The organism is Paenibacillus xylanexedens (assembly GCF_001908275.1).
Lineage (GTDB): Bacteria > Bacillota > Bacilli > Paenibacillales > Paenibacillaceae > Paenibacillus > Paenibacillus xylanexedens_A.
On the sequence record NZ_CP018620.1, the window covers coordinates 2,037,889 to 2,062,468 of the forward strand.

Consider the following 24,580-nt stretch of genomic DNA (forward strand, 5'->3'; position numbering starts at 1 on the left):
CCTCAACATTGACACCTTCTGGATGGTTTTTTTACAATACGGATAAGTGTTGTTAAGGCAGGAGGACAAGTAATGTTACGGAAAACGAAGATAGGTATAGGCGCATTGGTCGGTTATGGTCTCGCGGCGATCTCGAGTCCCTTTCTACCGGATGTCATCACGTGGGCAATTCCGGCACTGGCAACTGTGGTCGGAGGATTGATTCCTTCACGTTCCACGCCACGTACACAGGGCGAGAGTTCTTCATCAGCCCCTGTACCCATAACAGATATCGGAAATGAACCATCCCGCTTGAATGGTGGACAAGCGCCGAGCGCAGTGCCAACAGGGGCGATAGAAGCCTCTCCGGCACAGCCCCATTCGAGTTCCACTCCCGCACAACATGCGGGCACAGAACAAGCGAAGCCTTCCCGGACCGAACCAGATCCTGTATTTGATCCGGTGATTGAATACCTGGAAGTTTTGGAAGACATGATCATCTCCGAAGGTCAGAAGAACGAGCTGGATAATGAAATCGTGGAGAAATCACTGGCGTTGTTTGCCCGTTTGCAGCGTGTGATCCCTTCCCTTCAGGAGTTAAACAACGGGGATATTAACCATACGGTGCGCAGACTGATTTTGAAAGATTTGAACGGTTTTATTAATCCATTTCTACGTTTAAGTGGAGAAGCCAAACGTAATAATCGGCGTATGCTGCTGAATGGTCTTCGAGACGTGGATTCCAAGATATCGGATATTGTATCAACGATTGAACATAAAGACTTAATGGAGCTCCAGAACAAAGCGGAACTAATACATCAACGGTATAACAGCTCTGAATTATAGGAGGGATTGGCATGGCAACGGAATGGGCTCAGTTGAAGCAGGAAGATGAGCAACGGATTAACCAGGAAGCAACGCAGCTTATTCAGAAAGTATCCCAAAGTGATCCGGCTCACCTGGATACCTTAATGGATGATATCGGTAAGTTGGGCGTGAAAACACAAGAGAGAGCAGGACAGACTCTCAAGTTGCTTGATCGCCCAGTCAATGAACTGATGTCCGGGAACCGGGCAGAGGTATCCAACATGATCCTGAAGCTCCGTGATGAATGTGAGAGTTTGCAACAGAGTAAAAATGTGAGTTTTGTCGGGAAGTTGTTACGTAAAAGCCCGTTGAAAAACTACGTATACCGTTATCAATCCGTTCGCACGAACATTGATGCCATCATTAACGGGTTGCGGGACGGCAAGGACAACCTGGAAGAAAGCATCGTGAATATGCGCCAATTGAAACGTTCCTCCATTCAGGAGATCTACAATCTGCAGACCAAAATCTCTTTTGGTAATCAGTTAAAAGCTTTGTTTGAAACCGAGATTGCCAAGCCTGAGAACGAGAATCGTAAAGCACATCTGGAGCGTGGGTTGCGCAAAGTGGTAACACGTACCCAATCCATGACAGAGATGATCATGCTGTACAATCAGGCAATCGCAGCTACCGACATCATTAATGATAACAATGACAAGCTGATTGATTCCGTTAATAATGCCATTGATAAAACAGCGAATCTGATCACCGTTTCGGCCATGATTGCGATGGCTCTTAATGATCAGGAGAAGGTCATTTCTGCTGTGGAAGCTACGAATAAGACGATTGAAGATCAATTCAAGGAAAACGCCAGATTGTTGAAGACAACAACAGAGAAAACAAACGAACTGTTGTCCAAACCGGCGATGTCCCTTGAAGCGGTCAATCAGGCGATGGGTGATCTGATGTCTGCCCTGGATCTGTCCGAGCAGTCTAATCGCCGGATTATCGAGAGCTGTAATGACTATACCAACAAGATGACAACCCTTAACGCCAAAATGAGTGATCGACTGGGTCTGGAAGGACCGAAGGCTGCTGCCATTCCGGAGAAAAACAAACCGGATTCCAGTGCATTAGGATCTTTCCTGGATTAGGGTAGGACTCGCTGCATATCGTATTGAGATTGCTACATGGTTTTATTTTCTACGAGGGACGCTGAGTGCGTCTCTTTGTTTCATTTATTTGATAGAATAAAGCTAAAATCTGGGGTTATACGAAGGAGCTTGCTGAACATGCTGGACTTTTCATTCGAGATTATTGATGAGACCAAGATTAATATTCAATACAAATATGGCAGTGAGTTCTTTAACTTTAACCTGTATTATGCAAACGGCGAGTGGACGCTGCATCCATTTGACGGCATTTTGATCCAAAACCGTGAAATGTGCAGTCTGATTGTATCGGAGCTGCTCCGTAACAAAGATTTTCATGTCATGTTGGCTAAAGAGAAAATCATCTTATCCCAATTACGCACCAGTGTTAACCTCCAGTCCAATGAGCCGGATGAATGGGTAGCAGATCGGAGAAACGCAGATTATTCCAGTCCTGATGATGAGTTGATGGATTACATAGGGAACCACAGCTTCGAAGACATATTACAGCTTGAGCAAGAACAGATTGAGGCCAGAGTGCAATTCTTCCAACAGATTATTCAGAGAATGTTTATGGAGGGACTTGGACCGGAAGATGCTGATTTTATCAAAGTTCAGGCCGTGATACGGATATATAAAGAGACATACGATCGTCTTGGTGAGTTGAATGATCATAATAGGGGTGATCGTGGACGCAGGAGATGGTAGAGAAAATCCCGTTCGGTATGTAAACGGATAACTATATTTCTGCGAAGTTAGGCAGATCATTCTAATTTGCAGGCATGCATTTCTTTTCCACCTGATATGCCTGGTAGAGCGGACAAACTTTAAGTTTCAACTAGCTGCGGGGGAGGGAGACCTTCCTTTTTTTACTGCCAAAATGAAGAGAAGTTTATTGTATTGGGAAAAGTAGGGTAATAAGAATAGAAGCGGCATTGTAAAATACGCTATAATAACCATATGTGTACATAGAAATGATTACATATTGGACGCTGTGGAGAAAACAACATGTCTAATGGAGGCTCTGAGCTGGAACGTGTTATCGGTTTAGGGTGCTCCGAGCCGGAGGAATGCTTATGATCAAGCTGTTGTACTACTTGAAGAAGTACCGAGTTGCCGCGATTGCAGCCCTGGTCATGATGTTAATTGAGCTTGCGGTGGAGCTGGCTCAGCCTTATCTGATCTCCAAGATCATCGATAACGGGATTCAGCAGGGAGACTTATCTGTCGTCTGGTTGTGGGGCGGTGTGCTAGTTGCTAGTGCTGTTGTGGCTTTTGCTGCCGGAATCGCGAGTTCGTTCTTTGCATCCCATGCAAGTCTGGGGTTCGGATACGATCTGCGGGAGAAGTTGTATGAGAAAGTGCAAACGTTCTCTTATGCCGTCTTTAACCGGTTCGCGACATCGTCCCTGATTACCCGATTAACGGGGGATGTGACCCAGGTTCAGGACACCGTCTTTATGAGTCTGCGCTTCATGACACGTGTGCCCCTGGTGGTGATTGGTAGCATGATTATGGCTTTGATCGTGAACCCGAGGTTGGGTCTGCTGCTGGTTGTCATGGTGCCTGTACTGCTCATTGTTGTGGTGTGGATGATCAAAAAGGCAGCGCTGCTGTTCCGCAATGTGCAGCGCAGACTGGATGCCGTCAATGGAGTCATCCAGGAGAATCTGACAGGCATTCGGCTGATCCGTGTCTTCGTACGGATGGGCCATGAGATTGAACGCTTTGCCGGATTCAGCGGCAAGCTGATGAAAGGCACCATTTCCGCGCTGCGCCTGACGGAGACAACGATGCCGTTCATGCTGCTAATGATGAACGTTTGTATCATCGCCGTGTTATGGTTTGGACGAGTCGACATTGCTTCCGGTAATGCAACCGTGGGTGAAGTGGTCGCCGTCATTAACTACCTGCTTCGCACAATTGGTGCCATGTCTGCGTTGTCATGGATTCTGGTAACCTTCTCCAGAGCAAGCGCTTCGGCGCAACGACTGAATGAAGTGTTCAATACGGAGGACACGTCGGAGACTGAACAGACGAAGTCGTTATCAACGTCTGCGCCATCTGCTGGATCTATGAAATCTTCAAATTTTCCGCAATCTGTATACCCGGCGAAGAAACAGCGCGTTGTGCAGGGAGCGGTTGAATTCCGCAGTGTAGGCTTCAGTTATCCCAATAGTGAAATTACAGTACTGGATAACATCACATTTACGGCAAAAGCGGGGGAGCGTATTGCCATTATGGGAGCAACTGGCTCAGGCAAATCTTCGCTCGTACAGCTCATTCCGCGTTTATACACAGAAGATCAAGGAAAGGTACGAATTGATGGTGCCGATGCATCAGAGCTGGATCTGTCCATGCTGCGTGGTGCGATTGGTTATGTGCCGCAGGAGGTTGTCCTGTTTACCGGTTCCATACGGGAGAATATTGCCTGGGGCCAGGAAGATGCTACCTTGGAGGAGATCGTGGAAGCCGCAAAGCGCGCGCAGATCCATGAAACAATCGAGAATTTACCAAACGGTTATGATACATTGCTGGGTCAACGGGGAGTGAATCTCTCCGGTGGACAGAAGCAGCGACTTTCCATTGCACGAGCACTGGTACGTAGACCAAGAATTCTGATTCTGGACGATAGCACAAGTGCGCTGGATGTAGCTACAGAAGGCAGACTGCTGGATGCGCTGGAGGAATTGTCGTGTACCACGTTTATCATCACCCAGAAGATCAGTTCAACCACTTCGGCGGACCTGATTCTGCTGCTTGATGATGGACAACTCATTGGACAGGGAAAACATGAAGACCTGATGGAATCGTCAGAGCTGTATCGTCGAATCCACGAATCACAATACGGGGAGGGTGCACAGCATGTTCAAAGCATTCATTGAGCCTTTCCGTCAGCCACCGCCTCCGATTGATCCGGAGACGTTACGATCAGGTGGTGGTCGCAAACCCAAGGCACGGGCGAAGAACTGGTCAGGTACGCTAGGTCGTATCTGGACCTATCTGGCACGTCGCAAGGTTAAGCTGTCCATGGTACTGTTGATGGTGTTTGCCAGTTCCGCACTCGCTTTGCTTGGCCCTTACATGGTAGGGGTGGCCGTGGATGATTTCATCGCGGGCGAAGCCGGGGCAAGCTGGACTCGGTTTCTGATTGGATTAACCGCAGTGTATGTCTTGTTCTCTCTTACATCCTGGTTACAAAATATATGGATGATCGAAATTGCACAGGAAACCGTGTTCCGCATGCGGTATGATCTGTTCTCCCATCTGCACAAATTACCGATTCCATTCTTCGGTAAACGCCAGCAGGGGGAGATTATGAGCCGGGTGACCAATGATATCGAGAATGTCAGCGGTACGTTGAACAGCTCGGCGATCCAGATTTTTTCGAGTGTATTAACACTGCTCGGAACGTTTGGGGTTATGCTCTGGCTCAGCCCGTTACTGACCCTGCTTACCTTTATCGTTGTGCCTTTGATGGCCATCGGTATGCGTTGGATTACGCGCAGAACGGGACCGCTCTTCAAGGAGCGGCAGCGCAATCTCGGTGAACTTAACGGTTACATCGAAGAGACTTTATCCGGGCAGCGGATCATTAAGGCATTCTCCCAAGAGGAGCGAGTGATTCGCGGTTTTGAGGAACGAAATACCCGCATCCGGATTTCCGGTTTCTGGGCACAGACGATCTCTGGTTTTATCCCGAAACTGATGAATGGATTGAACAACCTGAGCTTTGCGATTGTGGCGGGCATTGGTGGTATACTGGCGATTCAGGGTTCGGTTACGGTCGGGGTGATTATTATCTTTGTGGAATATGCCCGTCAATTCACCCGTCCGCTGAATGATCTGGCGAACCAGTGGAATACGTTATTGTCCGCGATTGCGGGGGCTGAGCGCGTATTCGAGGTGCTGGACGAAGATGAGGAAGCTAAGGATGAAGGGGCAGCGATATCTCTGGACAAGGTAGAGGGAGCCGTTCGTTTCGACAAAGTATCCTTTGGATACGATGAAGGACGTAACATTTTGCATGAGATCAGCTTCGAAGCCAAACCGGGGGAGATGATTGCCCTTGTGGGTCCGACCGGAGCGGGGAAAACAACATTAATTCAGCTGTTATCCCGTTTCTATGATCCAACAGGTGGCACATTAACGGTAGATGGTCGCGATATGACCACCATTCGGCGTGAGAATCTGCGGTCACATATGGCATTTGTACTACAAGATTCATTTCTGTTTCAGGGCACGATTCGAGAAAATATTCGGTTTGGCCGTCTGGACGCAACGGATGAAGAGGTGGAAGCAGCCTCCCGGCTGGCGAATGCCCACTCCTTCATTGTGCGAATGAAGGATGGATACGACAAAGTGCTCCAGGCCGACGGGAGCGGCATTAGTCAGGGGCAGAAGCAACTACTCGCCATTGCCCGGGCAATCTTGGCAGATCCATCGATACTCGTACTGGACGAAGCGACGAGCAGTATTGATACTGTTACGGAGATTAAAATCCAGGAAGGGCTGCAACGCCTGATGCAAGGCCGTACCAGTTTTGTTATTGCTCACAGGCTGAACACGATCCGTCAGGCCGACCGGATTCTGGTGCTGAAGGATGGGCAGCTACTGGAGCAAGGCTCGCATGATGCATTGCTGGAACAAGGCGGTTTCTACAGCGAGCTGTATTACAGTCAGCTGCGTAAAAAGGCTCAGTAGTCATTTTGGATAATATGTGACATGTATTAGAAAACTTGTAGGTATGTAAAAAGAGCAGGGATGAGGGCACGATGCTCCTCACTTCTGCTCTTTTTGCATATTCCCTTGAAGGAAAATAGAAAATAGAACTGTGATTGTATGTTAAAATAAGGATATATTGGAATAGATCCGTTTTTGGAAGGTTGCCAGCGGTTTTGAAGCATGAGAATGAATTTTTACACGTATGCCTGTAGTCAGTCATGTGATGCATTAAAAGAGAGGAGGGCAATGCGGAATGGAATTTAAATTTGGGAATGCTGCTCTTCTTTTTCCCCCTTTACACATTACGATTATCGCAATCATTATTATTTTCATTCTAGTAAGGTGGAGCAAGCAGTTAGAAACGAGACGTTTTACGGTTTTCTTTTACTTTTTGATTAGTACGTTCATTACTCCAATTTATTCTCAAAGTACATCAGAAGGTGTCTTTGAGCTATGGATCCCCGCAGGGTTTATTGTGGTTTTCTTATATTTGATTCGTAGCGAAAGAAATCATCCATCTAAAATGAAAGCGAGTATCTTAGGATTTTCAATAGCGTTATATCAGTTAATTCTTCAATATGTCGGATAACGGACAGGATAGGATAATTCAATAAGAACAAGTAAGCAATAGGTTGAAAACAAAAGAGCAGATCCTGATCACAGGACCTGCTCTTTCTCATTTAACTTCCAATAACTTTCCAGTTATTCGGCTGTTCAACCGTTAACGGTTGGTGTCTGCGAATATAATCCTCCACCAGTGCGGCCATGTCCGTGGCACCTTCGTGCAGTACCTTTTTGCCCGGATACATTGCATAATCCCCGCCGCCAGCAGCGCGGTAGCTGTTCATCACGACAGAGTACATGCCATTCATGTCCATTGGCTTGCCTTCATGTTCCAACTTCACAACTCGACTGCCTACAGGTTGGGAGATATCCAGCTCGTATTCCATGCCAGCCCACATATCGTAATTATAATGTTGGGGTTTGGGCTCCATATAAGCTGGATTGACTGCCACCTCACCAGAAGCATTCACTTCAAAGTAACGTGCCGTTTGTTCCAGTGCCTCCCGGATATCCTGACCACTCAGCTCCAGCACCGTCAGAGTATTAGGATAGATGAAGTTGGATAACACGTCCCGAACGGTGATATGACTCCCGAAACCGCGAGCTTCTTCACTCAGCATGGCGGTATTGGAGAGCTGCGCTCCAGTCGCTTCCATCTGCACTTGATGTACAAAAGCAATGAATGGATGTGCCTTGAGTCGCAGAGCCGTAGCATTGGTGATGGATAAATCCCCAGCCACCTCGCCAATGGGTTGATCAAGCCATGCTTGTGCCTCAGTTTCCAGCTCTTCCGTCAGTTTCATGACGGTTGCATCAGGTTCAACCTCATGATGTTCATCCAGAAGTAACAACCGAGCCTGTTTATCTGTAATCTGCCACTTGCCGCCCGATGATTGTTCCAACTGAACGGTTACATGCCCCGCACCATTTCCACTGAATCCCGGCTGAATGACGGTTACACCATGAATATTAGCGATAAGTTGACGATGCTGATGTCCGGTAAGCAACACATCGATGCCTTTGATGTCCCGGCAGATGGCATAGCCTTGATTTTCTCCAGTTAACCGTTCGGTGGGCTCGCCTGTCTCCAGATCACTCTCAAATCCGCCGTGATAACTCACAACCATTACATCTGGTTGTTCATGCTCGCGTATATAGCTAACCCATGTACGAATGGTCTCCAAGGCATCAAGGAACTGTAACCCCTCAATATTTTTTGGATGCTCCCAGTTCGGTATGTAGTGCGTAGTTGCGCCCAACAGGGCTACTTTGACACCCGTAGATAAGGTTTTGATTAGATACGGAGGACCGAAGGCAGGTACGTCTGGTTGCTCATCTTTTACAATATTGGCAGACAGCCAAGGGAAATTGGAAGCTTCAACTGCTCCGCGCAACAGATTCTGACCATAGTTAAACTCGTGATTTCCCATCACCGCTGTATCATAACCGAGTTCATTCAGTACTGTAATGAATGGATGCACTTCGTTTTTGGAAACCTGTGAAGCTGCATAGGAGGCCAAGGGTGATCCTTGCAGCAGATCCCCGTTATCCACCAGCATCAATTCAGGTGAACGTTCACGTTCCTTACGAATCAGGGAAGCCAGCAGGGCAAGCCCAGCCGGGCGGTAGGCATTGGTATTGTAATGAATGGGACGGATCGCCCCGTGCAGATCACTGGTATACAGAATATCGAAGCTTGCCGTATGGTTTGTGGATGTCATTTTACAATCTCCTCTAATATATAAGTTCAGATATATGGAATTACTATAAAACGGAGAAGAATGAATAACCTGAAGAACCGAAGTATACGCCGTTATCTCCGATGTTCTTCTTATATCTTCAACCATAATGAGCCTATTCTAACAGATACAAGTCGCGCTGACAGCCTGACAGGAAACTTTACAAAACTCCAAATTTCGTTTCACATCGCGCTAATATTTGGCAACTATAGTAGATAAGTACTGAAAAATAGAAACTCTTTGGAGGGTGTTCGTTTGAAGAAGTCTGCTTTATTTTTACCATTGTTGATTTTGGTTCTGTTTCTGAGTGCTTGTGGGTCTAGCAGTAGTACAACAGGTTCGGCTAACGGGGATAATGCGAGTTCTAATGCATCCGGTACGTCTACGGCAGAGACAGAGAAAGCTGTCGAAGGTTATGTGCCAACTGAATTGACGGTTCAATTTGTTCCTTCCCAGAACGCAGATACGCTTGAAGCCAAAGCGAAACCGCTGGAGAAGTTGCTTGGTGACAAACTGGGCATTCCGGTAAAAGTTAGCGTATCCACCGACTACAACACAATTATTGAAGCAATGGCTTCCAACAAAGTAGACGTAGGTTTCTTGCCTCCGACAGCTTATGTACTGGCTAAAGAAAAAGGCGCTGCGCAGGTTATTTTGCAAGCACAACGTTTCGGTGTAAATGATGAGACAGGTGCTCCAACCGAAGAGTTGGCGGATTCCTATAAATCCATGTTCATTGTAAAAAAAGATTCGCCGATTCAATCCATCGAAGATCTTAAAGGTAAAAAAGTCGCTTACCAAAACGTAACGTCTTCCGCAGGCTATGTATGGCCAGCAGGTCTGTTGCTGGACAGAGGCATTGATCCATTAAAAGATGTAACACCTGTAACGTTGAAAGGTCATGACCAAGGTGTTATCGCTGTATTAAACGGTGACGTTGATGCAGCAGCTATTTTCCAAGATGCCCGCAACACGGTAGCCAAAGACTATCCGACTGTATTTGAAGATACACGAGTACTGGCGTTCACTGAGCCTATTCCTAACGATACCATTGCCGTTCGTACAGACATGAATGCAGATTGGACTGCGAAGATCAAACAAGCCTTCATCGATATCGGTAAAGATACTGAAGGTCACCAGATCATCAAAGAAATCTATACGCATGAAGGTTATGTAGAGTCCGATGATAGCAAGTTTGAGATCGTTCGTCAGTATGGCGAAAAAGTGAAAGGTGAATAATTCTGATCCAAAAGTAGTTCGGGATCTGTTCACTTTGTTGTAGCTTTCTTGGATGGGAACAGCTTAATCGTAGCAATGGACAGGCCAGTTCAGCGTGATCTACGCTGCGCTGGCTTGTGCCATTATAGCAAGGACTCATGTATGGTTGATCATTATGAATGAAAGAAGGATATTGTCATGATTGAGCTTCATAACGTTACCAAAACTTACGCTAACGGCACCAAGGGCCTGGATAATATTAATCTGAAATTTGAGCAGGGTGAATTCATTGCTGTAGTGGGTCTGTCCGGTGCAGGTAAATCAACGCTCTTACGCTCCATTAACCGACTGCACGACATTAGTGAGGGCGAGATTCTGATTAACGGAAGTTCCATCACGAAGGCACAAGGCAAACGGCTACGGATGATCAGACGTGACATCGGCATGATCTTCCAGAGTTTCAATCTGGTGAAACGGTCCAGTGTACTACGTAATGTACTCGCTGGACGCGTTGGATACCATTCCACCATGCGTACCATTCTGGGTCGTTTTCCAAAAGAGGATATTGAACTGGCATTCACTGCGCTGGATCGTGTGAATATTTCGGAGAAAGCTTATTCCCGTGCAGATCAGTTGTCTGGTGGACAGCAACAGCGTGTCGCTATTGCCCGTGTACTGGCACAGGAAGCAAAAATCATTCTGGCCGACGAACCGGTTGCTTCACTTGACCCGCTTACAACAAAACAGGTCATGGATGACCTGAAACGCATCAATCAAGACCTTGGGATTACGACCATCGTCAATCTTCACTTTATTGATCTGGCGAGAGAGTATGCGACCCGTATTGTCGGATTGCGAGCAGGTGAGGTGGTCTTCGACGGCCCGGTAGAAGAGGCAACGGATGAGCGCTTTGCAGAAATTTACGGCAGACCAATTCTGGCTGACGAATTGTTGGACAAGCAGGCTGTGCATGAGCAGGGAGAAGTTGTGGTATGAAGGGGCAGTCCAACGTTCCACTTCAGAATTCAGGCGGAGTGGGGAAGGAACCTGGTTCCAGCCCGGCTCAGGTTGTGAATCGCCCAAAACCGCCTGGGCGTACGAAACATTTGCTCACCTTAGTGATCATTCTGCTCCTTCTGTGGGCCAGTGCCAAGCAGACGGATGCCAGCTTCACGGAGTTATTTCAGGGATTCCCTGAAATGTGGAAATTGTTGAAGGAAATGTTTCCACCCCGGTGGAGCTACTTTGATAATATCGTGCAAGGCATGCTGGAAACGATCCGAATGGCCCTGATTGGGACAACCATTGGTGCGATTATTGCGATTCCGATCTCGATCATCTGTGCCGGTAACCTGATGCCGAGTCGCTGGATCTACTATCCGGCACGCTTTCTGCTGAACCTGATTCGGACCGTGCCGGATCTGCTGCTTGCTGCTTTGTTCGTTGCTGTGTTTGGTTTGGGGCCCATCCCCGGAATTTTGGCACTGGCTGTGTTCTCGATAGGTCTGATTGCGAAGTTGACCTATGAGACGCTGGAAACCATTGATCAGGGGCCGCTGGAAGCGATGACGGCTGTTGGTATGAACCGAATTCAGCTCATTGTATATGGCGTGGTGCCGCAACTGGCTGCCCAGTTCACATCCTATGTGCTGTATGCCTTCGAAATTAATATACGTGCTGCTGCCATTCTGGGACTGGTGGGAGCCGGAGGGATTGGACTCTACTATGAGGCCACACTTGGGTTCCTGGAGTATGACAAGACCAGCGTAATCATTCTGTTTACCCTCGTCATCGTTCTGGTCATTGATTATGTAAGTACTAAGCTGCGGGAGAAATTGCTATGATGAAAAATGAAACAAGCCGCATCCGGCCTAAACCACGGAAGAACCCGCTACGCTGGGTCATTGTGTTACTGTTAATCCTTGTGTATGTCTGGGCGCTTGCCGGTGTACCGTTTACTGGTTTCAAGGAAACTGCCGCTCAGATTATGAAAGCCATTGTAGCCGGAATTTTCTCACCGGATTGGGATTTTGTATATTTGCCTGAAGGAGAAGACTTGCTGCGAGGATTGTTGGATACGCTGGCAATCTCTGTGTTGGGTACCGTGATCTCAGCTGTGCTCTGTATTCCATTTGCCTTCTGGTCTGCCCGTAACATGAGTGGGCATCGTTCCATCTCGGGTGCAGGCAAAATGGTACTCAGCTTTATTCGCACGTTCCCTGAGATTATCATGGCCTTGTTGTTCATTAAGGCAGTAGGTCCCGGATCGTTTGCAGGGGTTCTAGCCCTTGGGTTACACTCCATCGGCATGTTGGGTAAATTATATGCGGATGAAGTTGAAAATATCGACTATGGCCCATCTGAGGCGCTGCTTGCCTCTGGAGCCAATCGCATGCAGCAGTTGTGGTTTGCCATCCTGCCGCAGGTTATGCCTGGCTTCCTGAACTATACGCTGTATCGTTTCGAGATTAATGTACGTTCCGCGACCATACTGGGTGTAATTGGAGCAGGGGGAATTGGTACACCACTGATCTTTGCATTGAGCACCCGGAACTGGCCGCGAGTAGGTATAATTCTGCTGGGTATAATCGTGATGATCACGATTATCGACTTGATCTCGGGGTATATTCGTAAGAAGCTGGTGTAGAGAAGAAAAGGTAATGTTTATTTGCTAATAAAGAGGAATAAAATAAAGATATCTCAATCCATTTTTGATCACTCTAAGAGCAGCCCATGCAATAGTAGGTGCTGCTTTTTATATTTATTTCATGTTTTAATGTATAAATATAAGTGCATTTCGAATATAGATTAATCAAAAATCCTTTGCTGACTTGCAAATGATTTTTTTATATTAATGCAGTTAATTATTTGCTTAATAGTAGGGCATTTCATACTCCTAAACCACCACAAACTTAGAAAAATACTGGTTACAACATAGAATTTCAATTAGCAAAATTATGAGTCTATATGAAATTACTGTTTAGAAGTAGACTCATATTATGATACTGTATAGTTATAAATTCAATACTGGAGGAAAATTATGAGAAAAAAAAATAATATGTTGTTGCTATCTATATCTATTATTATTTTAGTAGTGGTTATGTCTCTTACTGGTTGTTCAAAATTACAAACAAAAATTAATCTCACGGGAGAAAGCGAAAATTGGAGAGGTGAATTGGGTACTACCGTAACAAATGAAAGAGAAGAAAATGGGGAGTATGTTATAACTTACAAAAAAGATAATTGGGAAGGTATAAAAGGATATAAGATAAACATAAATGAAGGAAGAATAATTAGAGAGGAAAACGGTTTAGCTTCTAACTCTATAAAGTTTCCTATAATACGAAAACAAGGCTCAACTATTAGTACTCAGAAAGACCAAACTATTGTCATTGTGTGGACAGATGTTAACGGTAAAGACTTTGAAGAGAAAATGATCTTGAAATCAAAATAAAAAGACATAATTCGACAATATTAAGTTATATTATGAGGAAAAACTAGTTTTTTCATGATTGTGAAGTATATTCGAACTGCTATTATTTGTTTTTTTGTTTGATAAATTGATTGTTTTGCACCTTTTTTGTTATATTTTATACGATTAATATTATTATCATAAGTCAATATAAATGAGTGAAAGGAGGATGTGGTAACTTCTTCTGACTTACAATATATTTGTATGGAGGATAATAATGAAAAAGTTAACGAAATTACTTTCAACTCTAGTTATTGTTTCAATGATTTTCGGTAGTTTAAATGTATCTGCTGATTCATCCCAGGAAGAAGTGTTAATTTTTGAAGAAGAACAAATTACCGATATTGATACCCTTATTGAACGAGCCAAAAATGGAATAACTGATATCCCGGTAAACGAATCCAAGAGATCAATTGTTTCATTAGAGTCTAATAAATCAATTGCGAATACTCAGTCACTCGCACAAAGTACTGAAACAGATGAACTTGTGTTGGAAGAACAGTATGAAACAACCCAAAAAATTAAAGCAGTCCGAAAAGGAAACGAAATAACTGAAACTTTCAGTACTACTACTATTGCTGTTTTGGCTGACGGATCAAGTTATCAAACGCAACCTGACTCTAGCGGAGGAGTTGTAGCGTATTCTACAGTTACGTATGACAAGCGCCAACAGAATAATTTAGACACTTACAAGCTTATTAAAGTTTCTGGTGGATGGAATAGACATGACTCTACAATTAACATGAATGATCGGTGGTACACTTTTGGTGCTAGTGGTAATTCATTCGACGGTGGATTTGCTGTAACTCAAGCTAGCGGAAAAAATGAAACGTCTTTAAATGCATTTCAACAGAATGCTCCAAGCTCTTGGAAATATGTAGTAAAGGATAATTCGACATTTTTCGTTTTTGGTGTTACATCTAGTATCACACTTACAAGAGGAACCAGTTCGAAATGGAACATTCTATTAATTCATAACTTTTAAATTTTTCACTTCCATAAGGGGGGCCAATTATGGCTTCCCTTTAAATTATTGATTAAAAAGAAAACACCTTTGTTTTCAAGGAGAATCAAATAATGAATTTTTTTATCTATTGTGGGATAGCACTCCTTTTTGTTTCTGGTCTTTGTTTTGGAGCATGGACTACTGGATCACAACAAAGAGGGAATTTTCATTCTGAAAATGAAAAAGAACGTAATATAAAAAAAAAAATTGGCACATGGTCGGCTTTAGTTGGAGTTCTTTCCTTTGCCCTTGCTGGCATAATGTCTCTAGTAAGCTAAAGGCAAGAAAGTCACATCGTTAACTCGAGGTAATGCATACCAGGCTATACGATACTTTCAGTATCACAGACTGGGTTGAGTGTTCCAATTATTGCAGGGAACAAAATTTTATTGGATCTGTGTTGATGTAACCACTTCAAATCTTTCAGTGTCTTACGTTTTTTATTATAATTCGGTATTATATTCAACTAATATTTAGAGTATTTATGCTCGAAAAAAAACGAAGCAAGATCGCCGGCATTCAGGCAATCTTGCTTCGTTTTTTTAGTTGCTTGGTTAAACGTCAGGCTTCTTTACAATCTTCTTAACTAGCCAAAGGCAATGCATTGGTAACTTGAACCGTTATCGTCTCGGTGCTGGTTACGCCTGCGGCGTTGATCAGCTCAGCACGGTACGTATACGTTCCGTTAGCGCAACCGGACAATTCCGTTGTAGCACTTTGGGAAGCAGGTGTTGCCGCGTTCAACGCTTGTGTATCAATTAATACATCATTCTCATAGAGACGGTATTCGGTTGCGTTTGTACCCCACCAGAGGTTCATGGATACGTTGTAGTTGCCGTCACCATCCCAGTTGTTTTGGGACAGCGTAGCTTTGCCTGGAGCAGCATTGGTTACTTGTACCGTCAGCACGTCACTGCGTGTTGTGCCCTTGTCATTGGTCAGCTCAGCTACATAAGTATACGTGCCGTTGGCTTTGCCTGTAATGGCGGTTTTGGAGGACTGAGCCGATGGTGAAGCCGCAGTCAACTTCTGCGTATCGATCAGAACGCCATTCTCATACAGTTTGTACTCAGAACCGTTTTCACCCCACCAGAGGTTCATGCTTACGTTGTACGAACCTTCGAACAGGCCAGTGGTATATCCATTATCAGAAGAAAGCACCGGTTTACCCGGTGCTCCTGCAGCTGGAGTGGAAGGCACTTCGCCGCCACCTTGCTCTTCAGCAGGTACAAAATCATTCAAACTTCTAGGTTTCAATTGATATACATCTTTGAAAATAGCGGAAACGCCTGTGATATCGATTTTGTCACCAGCAGCATAAGGGAAGGAAGTCTCCGTCACACCTGTACGGGTGTCTACACGGATGTGTGTGCTCGTTCCATCTGCTGCTACCGCGTCGAATTCAAAAGATCCAACTGGTGTAGCACTGATGATATTCTCAATCGTTACATTTTTCAATTGAACCAGTTGACCTTGGTTCGCATCTGTAATTGCAGTAACCTCGATTGGAGCAGGTACGGAAGCCGTACCTGTTTTCTCAATCGCAACGATATCGGTAAGCTCGAACTCGCTGTTATAGATGGTTGTTGTTGCTGTTACTTTCACCTTGTCACCAGCATGGAAGCCGCTAGTGTGCTGGAATACGTAGATTCCAGCAGTTTCATCTTGAAGATAGAAGGCTTGTCCACCAAATGCACCTGGCTCTGTCGTCACAACACCTTCGATGGTTACGGTAGTGCCAGCAGCTTTGGTGCGTGCTTCAGCAACTGTGATCGCTGCTGGAATCGGTCCTTCTTCTTCCGGAAGCTGTTCTGCTGGCACATTGCCAACAGTCACGGCATTGGTGATCAGGTTGCTGCCATTCAGACGCAGACGCAAGCTGGCAGCGCCAGTTGTACCTGGTTTGATCCGGACATTCAGATCTTTGATCCCGCGACCTTGGCTGTCCGAGGTTACACTGAATGTGGAGCTATACCCGTACGAAGTTGGCCAAGTACCACTTTCATTCTGGATCATGGCGACCTGTGTTCCGCCAGTCAGATAGATACCGGCACTATAACCGGATACGGTTGTGTTCGGAGCCATGTTCTCCACAACTACACGAATCTGGAAGTCTTCTGCATTTGGAAGAGTATCCTGTTTCACGAAGCTGTATGCAGCGTTCGCACTGGATGCAGGGCCACCATAAGAACCAGCCTTGAACGTGGAACGATCGTACCACTTATATCCGGCAGCAGGTGCGGACCAAGGTTCAGCCTGTGGTTCTGTGGAAGCAGCCGGCTCTTCGAATGGCAACAGCGCTGTAGCTGTGTCCAGTTCAAGTCCGTTCACTTCAGTTAGGCTTGTGTAGTTCTCTTGTGTAGCAAGCCAGTTCACGGTGTTCACGAGCAACACGGCATCATCGGCTTCTTTGAAACCGTCATAAGTTGTTTTGCGTGTGCCTGTCTCTTCACGCAAGTATTTTGGTGATGCATCTTCTACTGGAGAGGAGTCACCGATGAAGGCAGCTTTACCTGCGCCCAGCTTGGATACAGCCACGTAAGGACCTTCTTCAATCCCGCCGCCGTTGTAGACACCTTGGTCTACCGCGTTATTCCATTTTGCGTTGGTTTTTGGCAGGTACACAATACCTTTTGCCTTTTCCGGATCGGTGATTGCAAGTGTTGAACCGGCGTGCATGGCTACAGCCGATACGCCTTCTGTGATGCCGAAGGCTTGATCTGCCGGTACAACGATATTGGCGTTGATATCGCCAAGTGCGTTATAGCGGAATCGTACGCCAAAGTTATCGGACAACCAGTCCGAGCCGGTTACATTTTGCATCGCTTCAGAATTACGCTCATCGGTGCTCATACCTTTGGCCGGATCTTCGAATGCTCCCCGACGATAGCCGTTGATGACTTCAGAGCCATCCCAGCGGTTTTTATTACGGTCTGCATTATAGTGATCTCCAACAAAGAAGATGCTGCCGCCCGTTTCAACATATTGTTTCAGTGCTGCTTGTTCGGATGTTTTGAAAGGAATTTGAGGCTCTGCAATAACGAATACGTTATACTCTTTCAGATCATCATAGGTAAATGGAGTTGTCTTGCGAAGTTCTTTGACATAGTAACCATCATTGGCGAGTGCATTCCCGAAGTCGGAGAAACCTCCATCAATGACCCAGTCTGCAGCTCCAGCCGTCTGGCCGTGAGAGTTGTCGAACAATACTTTTTTACCTGCATTTTGGTTCACAACCTTTGCCTGGATGAACGGTGCCGGGTCTGTCGGTCCTTCCGCATGAACCGATGCATCTCCGTTCCATAATCCGATCTGAAGCGGCAAAGCCATGGACAATGCCAGGAGTGATTTTAAAACTACTCCTCGCATACCTGTTAATTTACCCAACCAAATCCCTCCCAAATATTAGTTGATTCATGAGTTCGTCCATATTCTACCACATGAAAATCTCACATAGTCATAACAATTTGTAAAAATTAACTCGATATTTGTAAAATTGGGTCTTTTGACATATCCATAGGTATTTCGGTCCCGTCATAATCCATCCATTTCTGCGTGCATATTGATTTTACGCAAATAAAAAGCCATCTCTTATGAGATGACTTTGGCCCGAATTCGATTGACGGCATGGAAGACAGAGGATTTAATCATGCCTTCACTGCGATTCACCAGCTCCGCCGTTTCCTTAATGGAGTATCCATGGATGAGGCGAAGTTCTAATATTTTACGATGTTCGGTGTTGTTAATATGGGAAACAAGATCATGAACACCTTCGCTAATTTCAAGGTGGGAAGTATCGACGTGGTGGGTAGGTACCTCCAGACGGCTGTCTCGTCTGAGTGTACGGGTCCGCCTGCGGAAGCTGTCCATCGCCAGGTTACGGGCAATGCGTTTGAGATAATAGAGAATGCGATCTTCAGGGATATCCACGGTAACGTTCATTAGTCGAATGAAACAATCCTGTGCCAGATCTTCTGCATCTTGCGGTTGTTTGACGATATGGGATAGATACCTTGTGATTTCTGATTTATAGTTGATATAAGCATCATTAATTTGTGTGCTGTTCATATGATGTGAATCCCCCTTGGATACAGATCAGGCTTGGGTCCGGTCTGGTATGAGTCTCTTTATGATCCAAGTATATCGGGTGGTTGTTTCCAAAAGGTTCAGAGTTGTATCGGAGTTGTAACATTTCGTGCTTCCCTCTATTCAAGCATACCGCTTGGGATACAAAATAAAGGCAGATGAAGGAAATTCATAGAGCAGGGAGATTACGAAAGTATCATGAGACAAAAAGAGATTTTAATTATTGAGGACGAGGAGTCCATTCGCGATATTTTGTCCTATTCGTTACGTAAGGAAGGATTTGAGATCAAGGAAGCAGCTACGGGAAAAGAAGGTCTGGATCTGCTTCGGGATTCGAAGCCGGATCTGATCCTGCTGGATCTGATGCTGCCAGATATGAGCGGTTTTGATGTGTGCAGGCAACTATCTGTGAACTCCAAGATACCTGTCATCATGATCACTGCGAAGTCGGACATGCTGGACAAGGTACTTGGCATGGAGCTTGGGGCGGATGACTATATCACGAAGCCTTTTGATATCCGTGAGGTGGTTGCGCGCATTCGGGCGATTTTTCGCCGGATTGATCTGATCAGCGAGACACTGGAGAATCAGTCCTATGAGGTGGTAAGGCTAGGCAAGCATATTGAGATCCGCAAGGATGAACGGGAAGTGTGGAAAGACGGGGAACAGGCAGGACTCACGAATAAAGAATATGATCTGTTGTTATTTCTCGTGACCCATCATCGTAAGGTGCATACACGTTCTGAACTACTGGACAAGGTATGGGGATTTGATTTTGCAGGGGACACTCGAACGGTGGATATTCATGTACAACGGATTCGCAAGAAACTGGATAGTGGTGTGCAAGGCATTTCGATGATTGAAACGGTATTCGGTGTGGGGTACAAGCTGAATATTCAGGTACAGACATGAAGTGGACGATCCAGTTCAAAATGGTGGTGCTATTCTCGGTCATTGTATTTATCGGATTCTCCGTCCTGTTGATTCTGTCCAATAAGGTAGCCCAGGAGAATATGTACCGGGAAGTGCATGAGGATATGGTGCAATCCAAAAGAAATCTGGACATCGCGCTGAATCAGTACTTTCTGATACATAATAAACGCATGAGCAGAGACTCGCTCGAAGCAGGGAGTCGCGAGCTTGCGGAGCAGATTGGATCAGCCGTTGGTGGGGAGATTGTAGTATATGGCCCCGATGCTTCGCCATACGGGTCTGTTGGCAGCGAGGTTAACGTTGCTAAGCGGTCTGACCATCCTGATGTGGAGGAAGCCGTACATTCCCGGATTGCTTACACCACAGTTGTGGATAAGGGTCGGGTCACAGCCAGTCTGTCCTTCCCGCTCGAGATGGATCAACAATTGATTGGAATCGTACAGATGAAGAAGGATTACACCGACTTGTACAAACGCAATCTCCGGTTCCAGAATACGATCAAGCTGTTTGCAGCGGTTATTTTCATATTTGTATTTATCGCATCCATCTTTATTTCCCGGAAAATTACACAACCCATCCGTGTACTCACGAAACGTTCTGCGGAAGTGGCCCAAGGAAGTCTGAATGCGGACATTCAGATTACAACCAAGGATGAGATCGGTGAACTGGCTTCAAGCTTCACCGTCATGATTGATCGGGTTCGGGAGCAGATTGATGTGATTGAGCGAGAGCGGGACGAAGTGAAGCAAGTACAGGCCAGAAGCAAAGTCTTTTTTGACAATGTGACACATGAATTGAAGACACCCTTAACGACGATTCTGGGATACGCCCAGATTTTACGGGATAACGGATTTACCGACCAGGACTTTTTTGACAAGGGCATGAATTATATCATCAAGGAAAGCCAGCGTCTCAACACGATGGTTGCGGATATTCTGGAGGTCTCGGTCTCCTCTGCGGTCATCCAGGCATACCGGTTCGAACGTATCGATATATCAGATATTATTCGTGAAGCTTGTGAGGACATGTCGATTAAGGCGAGCAAGTACAATATAGGCATTCACTATGAGCTGGAGGAACATCAGTATTTACAGGGAGATCGGGATAAGTTGAAGGAGGTCTTCCTCAACATCCTGGATAATTCGGTCAAGTACAGTGATGTGAACTCCATTATCGAAGTGCAATCCTTCCGGTTAGGTGAGTCCATTGCTATTGTGATCCGTGATCAGGGGGAAGGAATCGGTGCTGAAGCGCTCCAGCATGTATTTGAACCCTTTTACCAGGATAAAGGAATTAACAGGGCCGAGAAAGGCAGTGCCGGGCTGGGTTTATCAATTGTGAAGAACATCGTTGAGCGTCATGGAGGAACAGTGGAGATGAAGAGCATCATGCGGGAAGGGACACAAGTGAATATCAGTCTTCCGGGGGAAATGAACGCATGAGACATCCTGGATTTTGGCGTAAAAACCGTGACAGATTGATGCTGTCAGGGTTGTTGATCGCATTTGTCAGCGGAATTTTCGGGATTGGGAGCCTGTTCAGTCTCGGAAATCTCAAACCAAGAACGGTGATTTTGCCAAGTGAGCAATTCAACAGCCGTCTGGCGCCACCACCGAGCAGTACGATTCAGATCGAGTCGGCTACCAAGATTCCAAATGACTTTGCGATCTTTGATTTTAAAGTGGTAGACCGGAACACGATTATATTAAATCAACCGGAATTTTCCTATTCAGGACTCAAGCTGTCTCTCCTGCATCTGGATGATAAGGAAGTGAAGAACATTGCGGCTAATACGGATTACGGCATAACGATCAGCCCGGACCACAAGAAGATCATTTACTCCCAGTATCGGTCAGGTCAGACGCAGAAGACAACGTATGAGTATATGATTCAGAGCGGGGAACGTCGCAAGCTTCCGAACGACAACTCGTATTATCGAGTGTTTGCAGGGAATGAATCCTACATCGGTCAGGATGATCTTTTATTTAAACAAGTCGATCTGAGCCAGGGGACGAGTCAAGTCATCTACACGTATGATGAGCTGATGGGCATGTTCACAGGACCAAAACAAGGGAAAGGTTCGAGTGATACGTTTATCGTTATGGATGTGTTGCAGGTCAGTGAGGATCACCAACAGTTTTATATACTGGTGATGCTGAAAGACAAGTATGCCATCTATCGTGTATCGCTTGAGGATGAGCATGAAGTGAAGGCGTATGCTGCAATGGAAGACATCCAACAGTACAAGTTGCTGAAAAATGGTGACATGCTCATCCAGGGAACGATGAATAAGGTTCAGGGGCTGTATCGGTATGACGCATCGGAGGAGCAGTATGATTTGGTATTACAAGGTTCCATCTGGAACTTCGAACTGGATGCAGATGAATCGCGAATCGCTTACTTTTATCCAATGGATATTCAGAATCAGAAAAATGAGTTGCATGTTGCCTACCTGAATGACAGCAAGATTTCGTCGGATACGGTGATCTATCGCAATATTGATAACTTCATCAGTCTGAAATGGAATGACGATGAATTATTTGCTGTAAGCAGCTCAGTGGATAAAAGTGAAATGTACCGCTTTAGTTTCAGAGCCTGGTAAGCTGCGGAAGGTATACGAATATAAGACCTTGGTCTGATGGAGCGATAGCTGCTCTGTGGACAAGGTCTTTTTTTGTTATGACATGTTACAAGTTGGATACAACTCGGGCCAGCCCGGATACATCTCCACCCTATAATGAAAGGGGAATGTGCTACGCGAATCTTTACATATGCAGCAAGAAGAAAGGAAGACATGTAGCAATGCTTCGAGTTGAACAATTATCCCACTCGTTCCGTAATAGCCAGGGAACCGTGCCGGTGCTTCAAAATATCAATCTGACGATTGGAGAAGGCAAGATGGTAGCCCTGCTGGGCAGTTCTGGTTCGGGTAAATCCACACTGCTGAATTTGATGGCAGGGCTGATGAAACCGGATCAGGGCAAGATTCTAATTGCGGGACAAGATATTGTACGTTTCAGTGAAAATCGCTTGGCTGAGTTCAGGCGCAGTCATATCGGGTTTATTTTTCAATCCTATGAACTGCTGTCCAATCTTACGATCCGGGAAAATGTAGAGTTACCCTTGGTGTTTATGGGCATAAGCCCTTCGAAACGCAAAGCAAAAGCATTGAAGCTGTTGGAACAGGTTGGACTGGGTGAAAAAGCAAACTTGTTCCCGTCTCAGTTGTCGGGCGGTCAACAACAACGTGTCAGTATTGCACGTTCACTCATTACCGAACCCTCGGTGATTTTTGCAGATGAGCCTACCGGTAATCTGGATACCGAGACGGAAGAAGAGATTATTGCGATTTTGCAGCAGCTTAACCGGGATATGAATACGACCTTTGTCATTGTGACACATGAAGCAGAGGTAGCGGAGCAGATGCAAGTCGTGCTTACACTGCAACATGGCATACTGGTCGAAGAAGCTGTAAGGGAAGTTTGAGGCAAAAGGAGAGGAAATGTGAGAATACGGGATGTAGCACGTATGGCCTGGGGACAGATCATTCGCAGAAAAATGGTTACGCTGCTGTGTATGATGGGGCTGTCGATCGGTTCTGCCGCCATGATTATTGCACTTAGTGTAGGGCAGTCCGTACAGACCTATAGCGAGAAAACATTAAACGACAACTACAAGATGGATGAAATTACGATTACGCCCAATGAAGGCATACGTACCGGCAACGGCAAGGGGAGCGGTCAGACATCGAAGTTTGAACGGGGTGCGTTGACGTTGGAAAAAATTCAGATTATCCAAAGACTTCCCCATGTTGTTGCTGTGGCTCCCATGTTAAAGCTGGATTCGCTCGAAATGGTGCTTCCGGATGGTCGCAGCACGTATGTTGAGGTCATTGGTACCCAGCTGGAGACCCTTAACGGGTTTGGATACACATATGCTGAGGGACGTGGGGCGGAGGATGGTCGTATGGCGGTGACCAGTTATGGGGCCGCATTTGGACTCGTAGACCCCAAAGTAACCCAGAAGTTATTCGAGCAGTTGAATGCGGATCCATATAACAATGAGCTTTTGCAGCAGTATACAGAAATGTCAGCGAAGCAGGACCAGCTGGTCCTGCAGCGTATTCAGTTTCGATATGAAGATTATGCAAATGCGAGCAAAACCAAAATGAGTGGCTCTATACGCGTATCTGGAGAACTGACGAAGCCTTCCAACATGGATGAGATGAGTGCTCAAAACGATAAAAAAGTATATCTGCCGCTGGATACAGCTCGTGCATTGCAGGATGAGCTTGGGTTACAGCAGGCCGACAGCAGTGCGGCTAAGCATCTTAACTCGGCCTTGGTCAAGGTTGAGGACAAACGTTATGTATCCCAGGTGGAAGAACAGATTAAAAAGCTGACGTTAAACACACAGAGTAATCTGTTCCAGGAGGAAGCGATGGCAGGCCAATTGGCGATGTATCAGAAAGCAGCATTGGGGATTGGTGGTTTTATCATGTTGCTGGCCTCGTTATCCATTATCGTAGCGATGATTATGTCTACGCATCAGCGTCGTAAACAGATAGGTGTGATGAAGGTGCTGGGCGCAAATCTGTGGCAGGTCCGCCAGATGTTTATTACAGAAGCAGCGATGCTTGGATTAATGGGCGGTGTGGCTGGTGTGGGGATTGCCTTTGCTGCCCTGGGCGGGGTGAACAGTCTGCTGGCGAGTCAGATGGCAGATCAGGTCAATGGCCCGATGACCGTGGTTATTCAGCAGTCCGCTCTGCCGCTAGGCATCGTGTTTGCTGTTCTGGTTGGCATTGTATCGGGTATATATCCGGCAATCAGCGCATCCCGAACCAATGCATTAACTGTGATCAAAGCGATGTGATTTTATCAGCGAAAGGGAAATTGGG

Annotated in this window: 21 protein-coding genes; 18 read left to right on the forward strand and 3 right to left on the reverse strand. The window is 45.9% G+C overall.

All coding sequences use genetic code 11. The features are described 5' to 3' along the window. The first annotated feature begins 72 nt into the window (after positions 1 to 72). The 6 genes from BS614_RS08960 (at position 73) to BS614_RS08985 (ending at position 7,251) form a co-directional block, all read left to right on the forward strand. Positions 73 to 825, forward strand: a complete 753-nt coding sequence (locus BS614_RS08960) for a hypothetical protein (protein ID WP_074093722.1) — start codon at positions 73 to 75, stop codon at positions 823 to 825. A gap of 11 nt (positions 826 to 836) precedes the next feature. Then, positions 837 to 1,940, forward strand: coding sequence for a toxic anion resistance protein (locus BS614_RS08965; protein ID WP_036606281.1), 1,104 nt, complete (start codon positions 837 to 839; stop codon positions 1,938 to 1,940). A 138-nt stretch (positions 1,941 to 2,078) separates the two neighbouring features. Then, positions 2,079 to 2,645, forward strand: a complete 567-nt coding sequence (locus BS614_RS08970; protein WP_036606283.1) for a hypothetical protein — start codon at positions 2,079 to 2,081, stop codon at positions 2,643 to 2,645. A 368-nt stretch (positions 2,646 to 3,013) separates the two neighbouring features. After that, positions 3,014 to 4,822: an ABC transporter ATP-binding protein gene (locus BS614_RS08975; RefSeq protein WP_074093723.1), complete on the forward strand. Its 1,809-nt coding sequence runs from the start codon at positions 3,014 to 3,016 to the stop codon at positions 4,820 to 4,822. Continuing rightward, on the forward strand, positions 4,803 to 6,641 hold the full coding sequence (locus BS614_RS08980) for an ABC transporter ATP-binding protein (RefSeq protein ID WP_074093724.1): 1,839 nt from the start codon (positions 4,803 to 4,805) through the stop codon (positions 6,639 to 6,641). Before BS614_RS08975 ends, BS614_RS08980 begins: the two co-directional genes overlap by 20 nt. Positions 6,642 to 6,915: 274 nt before the next feature. After that, positions 6,916 to 7,251 (forward strand): hypothetical protein, encoded by a 336-nt coding sequence (locus BS614_RS08985; RefSeq protein ID WP_074093725.1) that lies wholly within the window; start codon positions 6,916 to 6,918, stop codon positions 7,249 to 7,251. 91 nt (positions 7,252 to 7,342) lie between these two features. On the opposite strand, the gene BS614_RS08990 is transcribed toward BS614_RS08985, so the two are convergent. Further along, positions 7,343 to 8,947 carry a bifunctional metallophosphatase/5'-nucleotidase gene (locus tag BS614_RS08990; protein WP_074093726.1) on the reverse strand — a complete coding sequence of 535 codons (1,605 nt, stop codon included), beginning with the start codon at positions 8,945 to 8,947 and terminating at the stop codon, positions 7,343 to 7,345. Positions 8,948 to 9,205: 258 nt separating this feature from the next. On the opposite strand from BS614_RS08990, the gene BS614_RS08995 reads away from it, so the two are divergent. From BS614_RS08995 to BS614_RS09025, 7 genes are all read left to right on the forward strand, one after another. Next, positions 9,206 to 10,204 carry a phosphate/phosphite/phosphonate ABC transporter substrate-binding protein gene (locus BS614_RS08995; protein ID WP_405158644.1) on the forward strand — a complete coding sequence of 333 codons (999 nt, stop codon included), beginning with the start codon at positions 9,206 to 9,208 and terminating at the stop codon, positions 10,202 to 10,204. Between the two features lie 177 nt (positions 10,205 to 10,381). Then, a complete protein-coding gene (gene phnC / locus BS614_RS09000; protein ID WP_062837418.1) occupies positions 10,382 to 11,179 on the forward strand; it encodes a phosphonate ABC transporter ATP-binding protein in 798 nt (265 codons plus the stop codon). Beyond that, positions 11,176 to 12,027 (forward strand): phosphonate ABC transporter, permease protein PhnE, encoded by an 852-nt coding sequence (gene phnE, locus BS614_RS09005; RefSeq protein ID WP_084174466.1) that lies wholly within the window; start codon positions 11,176 to 11,178, stop codon positions 12,025 to 12,027. Before phnC ends, phnE (BS614_RS09005) begins: the two co-directional genes overlap by 4 nt. Next, positions 12,024 to 12,830 carry a phosphonate ABC transporter, permease protein PhnE gene (gene phnE / locus BS614_RS09010; protein ID WP_017690380.1) on the forward strand — a complete coding sequence of 269 codons (807 nt, stop codon included), beginning with the start codon at positions 12,024 to 12,026 and terminating at the stop codon, positions 12,828 to 12,830. Before phnE (BS614_RS09005) ends, phnE (BS614_RS09010) begins: the two co-directional genes overlap by 4 nt. A 393-nt stretch (positions 12,831 to 13,223) precedes the next feature. Continuing rightward, positions 13,224 to 13,637, forward strand: coding sequence for a hypothetical protein (locus BS614_RS09015; protein WP_074093728.1), 414 nt, complete (start codon positions 13,224 to 13,226; stop codon positions 13,635 to 13,637). A 235-nt stretch (positions 13,638 to 13,872) separates the two neighbouring features. Then, positions 13,873 to 14,640, forward strand: coding sequence for a hypothetical protein (locus BS614_RS09020; RefSeq protein ID WP_074093729.1), 768 nt, complete (start codon positions 13,873 to 13,875; stop codon positions 14,638 to 14,640). 92 nt (positions 14,641 to 14,732) lie between these two features. Next, on the forward strand, positions 14,733 to 14,939 hold the full coding sequence (locus tag BS614_RS09025; RefSeq protein WP_074093730.1) for a DUF5316 family protein: 207 nt from the start codon (positions 14,733 to 14,735) through the stop codon (positions 14,937 to 14,939). A 304-nt stretch (positions 14,940 to 15,243) separates the two neighbouring features. On the opposite strand, the gene BS614_RS09030 is transcribed toward BS614_RS09025, so the two are convergent. Both BS614_RS09030 and BS614_RS09035 read right to left on the reverse strand, forming a co-directional pair. After that, positions 15,244 to 18,030 carry a DUF5689 domain-containing protein gene (locus BS614_RS09030; protein ID WP_074096755.1) on the reverse strand — a complete coding sequence of 929 codons (2,787 nt, stop codon included), beginning with the start codon at positions 18,028 to 18,030 and terminating at the stop codon, positions 15,244 to 15,246. A 222-nt stretch (positions 18,031 to 18,252) separates the two neighbouring features. Beyond that, the gene (locus BS614_RS09035) at positions 18,253 to 18,729 is read right to left on the reverse strand and encodes an RNA polymerase sigma factor (protein WP_036606312.1); all 477 of its coding nucleotides are present in this window, start codon (positions 18,727 to 18,729) and stop codon (positions 18,253 to 18,255) included. A 216-nt stretch (positions 18,730 to 18,945) separates the two neighbouring features. Between BS614_RS09035 and BS614_RS09040 the strand changes: the two genes are divergently transcribed. The 5 genes from BS614_RS09040 to BS614_RS09060 all read left to right on the forward strand — a co-directional run bounded on the left by BS614_RS09040 (position 18,946) and on the right by BS614_RS09060 (position 24,555). Further along, positions 18,946 to 19,659 (forward strand): response regulator transcription factor, encoded by a 714-nt coding sequence (locus BS614_RS09040; protein WP_074093731.1) that lies wholly within the window; start codon positions 18,946 to 18,948, stop codon positions 19,657 to 19,659. Then, positions 19,656 to 21,122 carry a sensor histidine kinase gene (locus tag BS614_RS09045; RefSeq protein WP_074093732.1) on the forward strand — a complete coding sequence of 489 codons (1,467 nt, stop codon included), beginning with the start codon at positions 19,656 to 19,658 and terminating at the stop codon, positions 21,120 to 21,122. Before BS614_RS09040 ends, BS614_RS09045 begins: the two co-directional genes overlap by 4 nt. Then, on the forward strand, positions 21,119 to 22,282 hold the full coding sequence (locus BS614_RS09050) for a hypothetical protein (RefSeq protein WP_074093733.1): 1,164 nt from the start codon (positions 21,119 to 21,121) through the stop codon (positions 22,280 to 22,282). The genes BS614_RS09045 and BS614_RS09050 overlap by 4 nt, the downstream gene beginning before the upstream one ends. A gap of 200 nt (positions 22,283 to 22,482) precedes the next feature. Next, positions 22,483 to 23,166 (forward strand): ABC transporter ATP-binding protein, encoded by a 684-nt coding sequence (locus tag BS614_RS09055; protein WP_074093734.1) that lies wholly within the window; start codon positions 22,483 to 22,485, stop codon positions 23,164 to 23,166. Between the two features lie 18 nt (positions 23,167 to 23,184). Beyond that, the gene (locus BS614_RS09060) at positions 23,185 to 24,555 is read left to right on the forward strand and encodes an ABC transporter permease (protein ID WP_084174468.1); all 1,371 of its coding nucleotides are present in this window, start codon (positions 23,185 to 23,187) and stop codon (positions 24,553 to 24,555) included. Positions 24,556 to 24,580 lie beyond the last annotated feature (25 nt).

Coding starts and splice junctions, on each gene's coding strand:
- BS614_RS08970 (WP_036606283.1), top strand. CDS start 2,079: ATGCTGGACTTTTCATTCGAGATTATTGATGAGACCAAGATTAATATT.
- BS614_RS09040 (WP_074093731.1), top strand. CDS start 18,946: ATGAGACAAAAAGAGATTTTAATTATTGAGGACGAGGAGTCCATTCGC.
- BS614_RS08990 (WP_074093726.1), bottom strand. CDS start 8,947: ATGACATCCACAAACCATACGGCAAGCTTCGATATTCTGTATACCAGT.
- BS614_RS09025 (WP_074093730.1), top strand. CDS start 14,733: ATGAATTTTTTTATCTATTGTGGGATAGCACTCCTTTTTGTTTCTGGT.
- phnE (WP_084174466.1), top strand. CDS start 11,176: ATGAAGGGGCAGTCCAACGTTCCACTTCAGAATTCAGGCGGAGTGGGG.
- phnE (WP_017690380.1), top strand. CDS start 12,024: ATGATGAAAAATGAAACAAGCCGCATCCGGCCTAAACCACGGAAGAAC.
- BS614_RS09055 (WP_074093734.1), top strand. CDS start 22,483: ATGCTTCGAGTTGAACAATTATCCCACTCGTTCCGTAATAGCCAGGGA.
- BS614_RS09035 (WP_036606312.1), bottom strand. CDS start 18,729: ATGAACAGCACACAAATTAATGATGCTTATATCAACTATAAATCAGAA.
- BS614_RS09015 (WP_074093728.1), top strand. CDS start 13,224: ATGAGAAAAAAAAATAATATGTTGTTGCTATCTATATCTATTATTATT.
- BS614_RS08965 (WP_036606281.1), top strand. CDS start 837: ATGGCAACGGAATGGGCTCAGTTGAAGCAGGAAGATGAGCAACGGATT.
- BS614_RS09045 (WP_074093732.1), top strand. CDS start 19,656: ATGAAGTGGACGATCCAGTTCAAAATGGTGGTGCTATTCTCGGTCATT.
- BS614_RS08980 (WP_074093724.1), top strand. CDS start 4,803: ATGTTCAAAGCATTCATTGAGCCTTTCCGTCAGCCACCGCCTCCGATT.
- BS614_RS09030 (WP_074096755.1), bottom strand. CDS start 18,030: ATGCGAGGAGTAGTTTTAAAATCACTCCTGGCATTGTCCATGGCTTTG.
- BS614_RS09020 (WP_074093729.1), top strand. CDS start 13,873: ATGAAAAAGTTAACGAAATTACTTTCAACTCTAGTTATTGTTTCAATG.
- BS614_RS08985 (WP_074093725.1), top strand. CDS start 6,916: ATGGAATTTAAATTTGGGAATGCTGCTCTTCTTTTTCCCCCTTTACAC.
- BS614_RS09050 (WP_074093733.1), top strand. CDS start 21,119: ATGAGACATCCTGGATTTTGGCGTAAAAACCGTGACAGATTGATGCTG.
- BS614_RS08975 (WP_074093723.1), top strand. CDS start 3,014: ATGATCAAGCTGTTGTACTACTTGAAGAAGTACCGAGTTGCCGCGATT.
- phnC (WP_062837418.1), top strand. CDS start 10,382: ATGATTGAGCTTCATAACGTTACCAAAACTTACGCTAACGGCACCAAG.
- BS614_RS08960 (WP_074093722.1), top strand. CDS start 73: ATGTTACGGAAAACGAAGATAGGTATAGGCGCATTGGTCGGTTATGGT.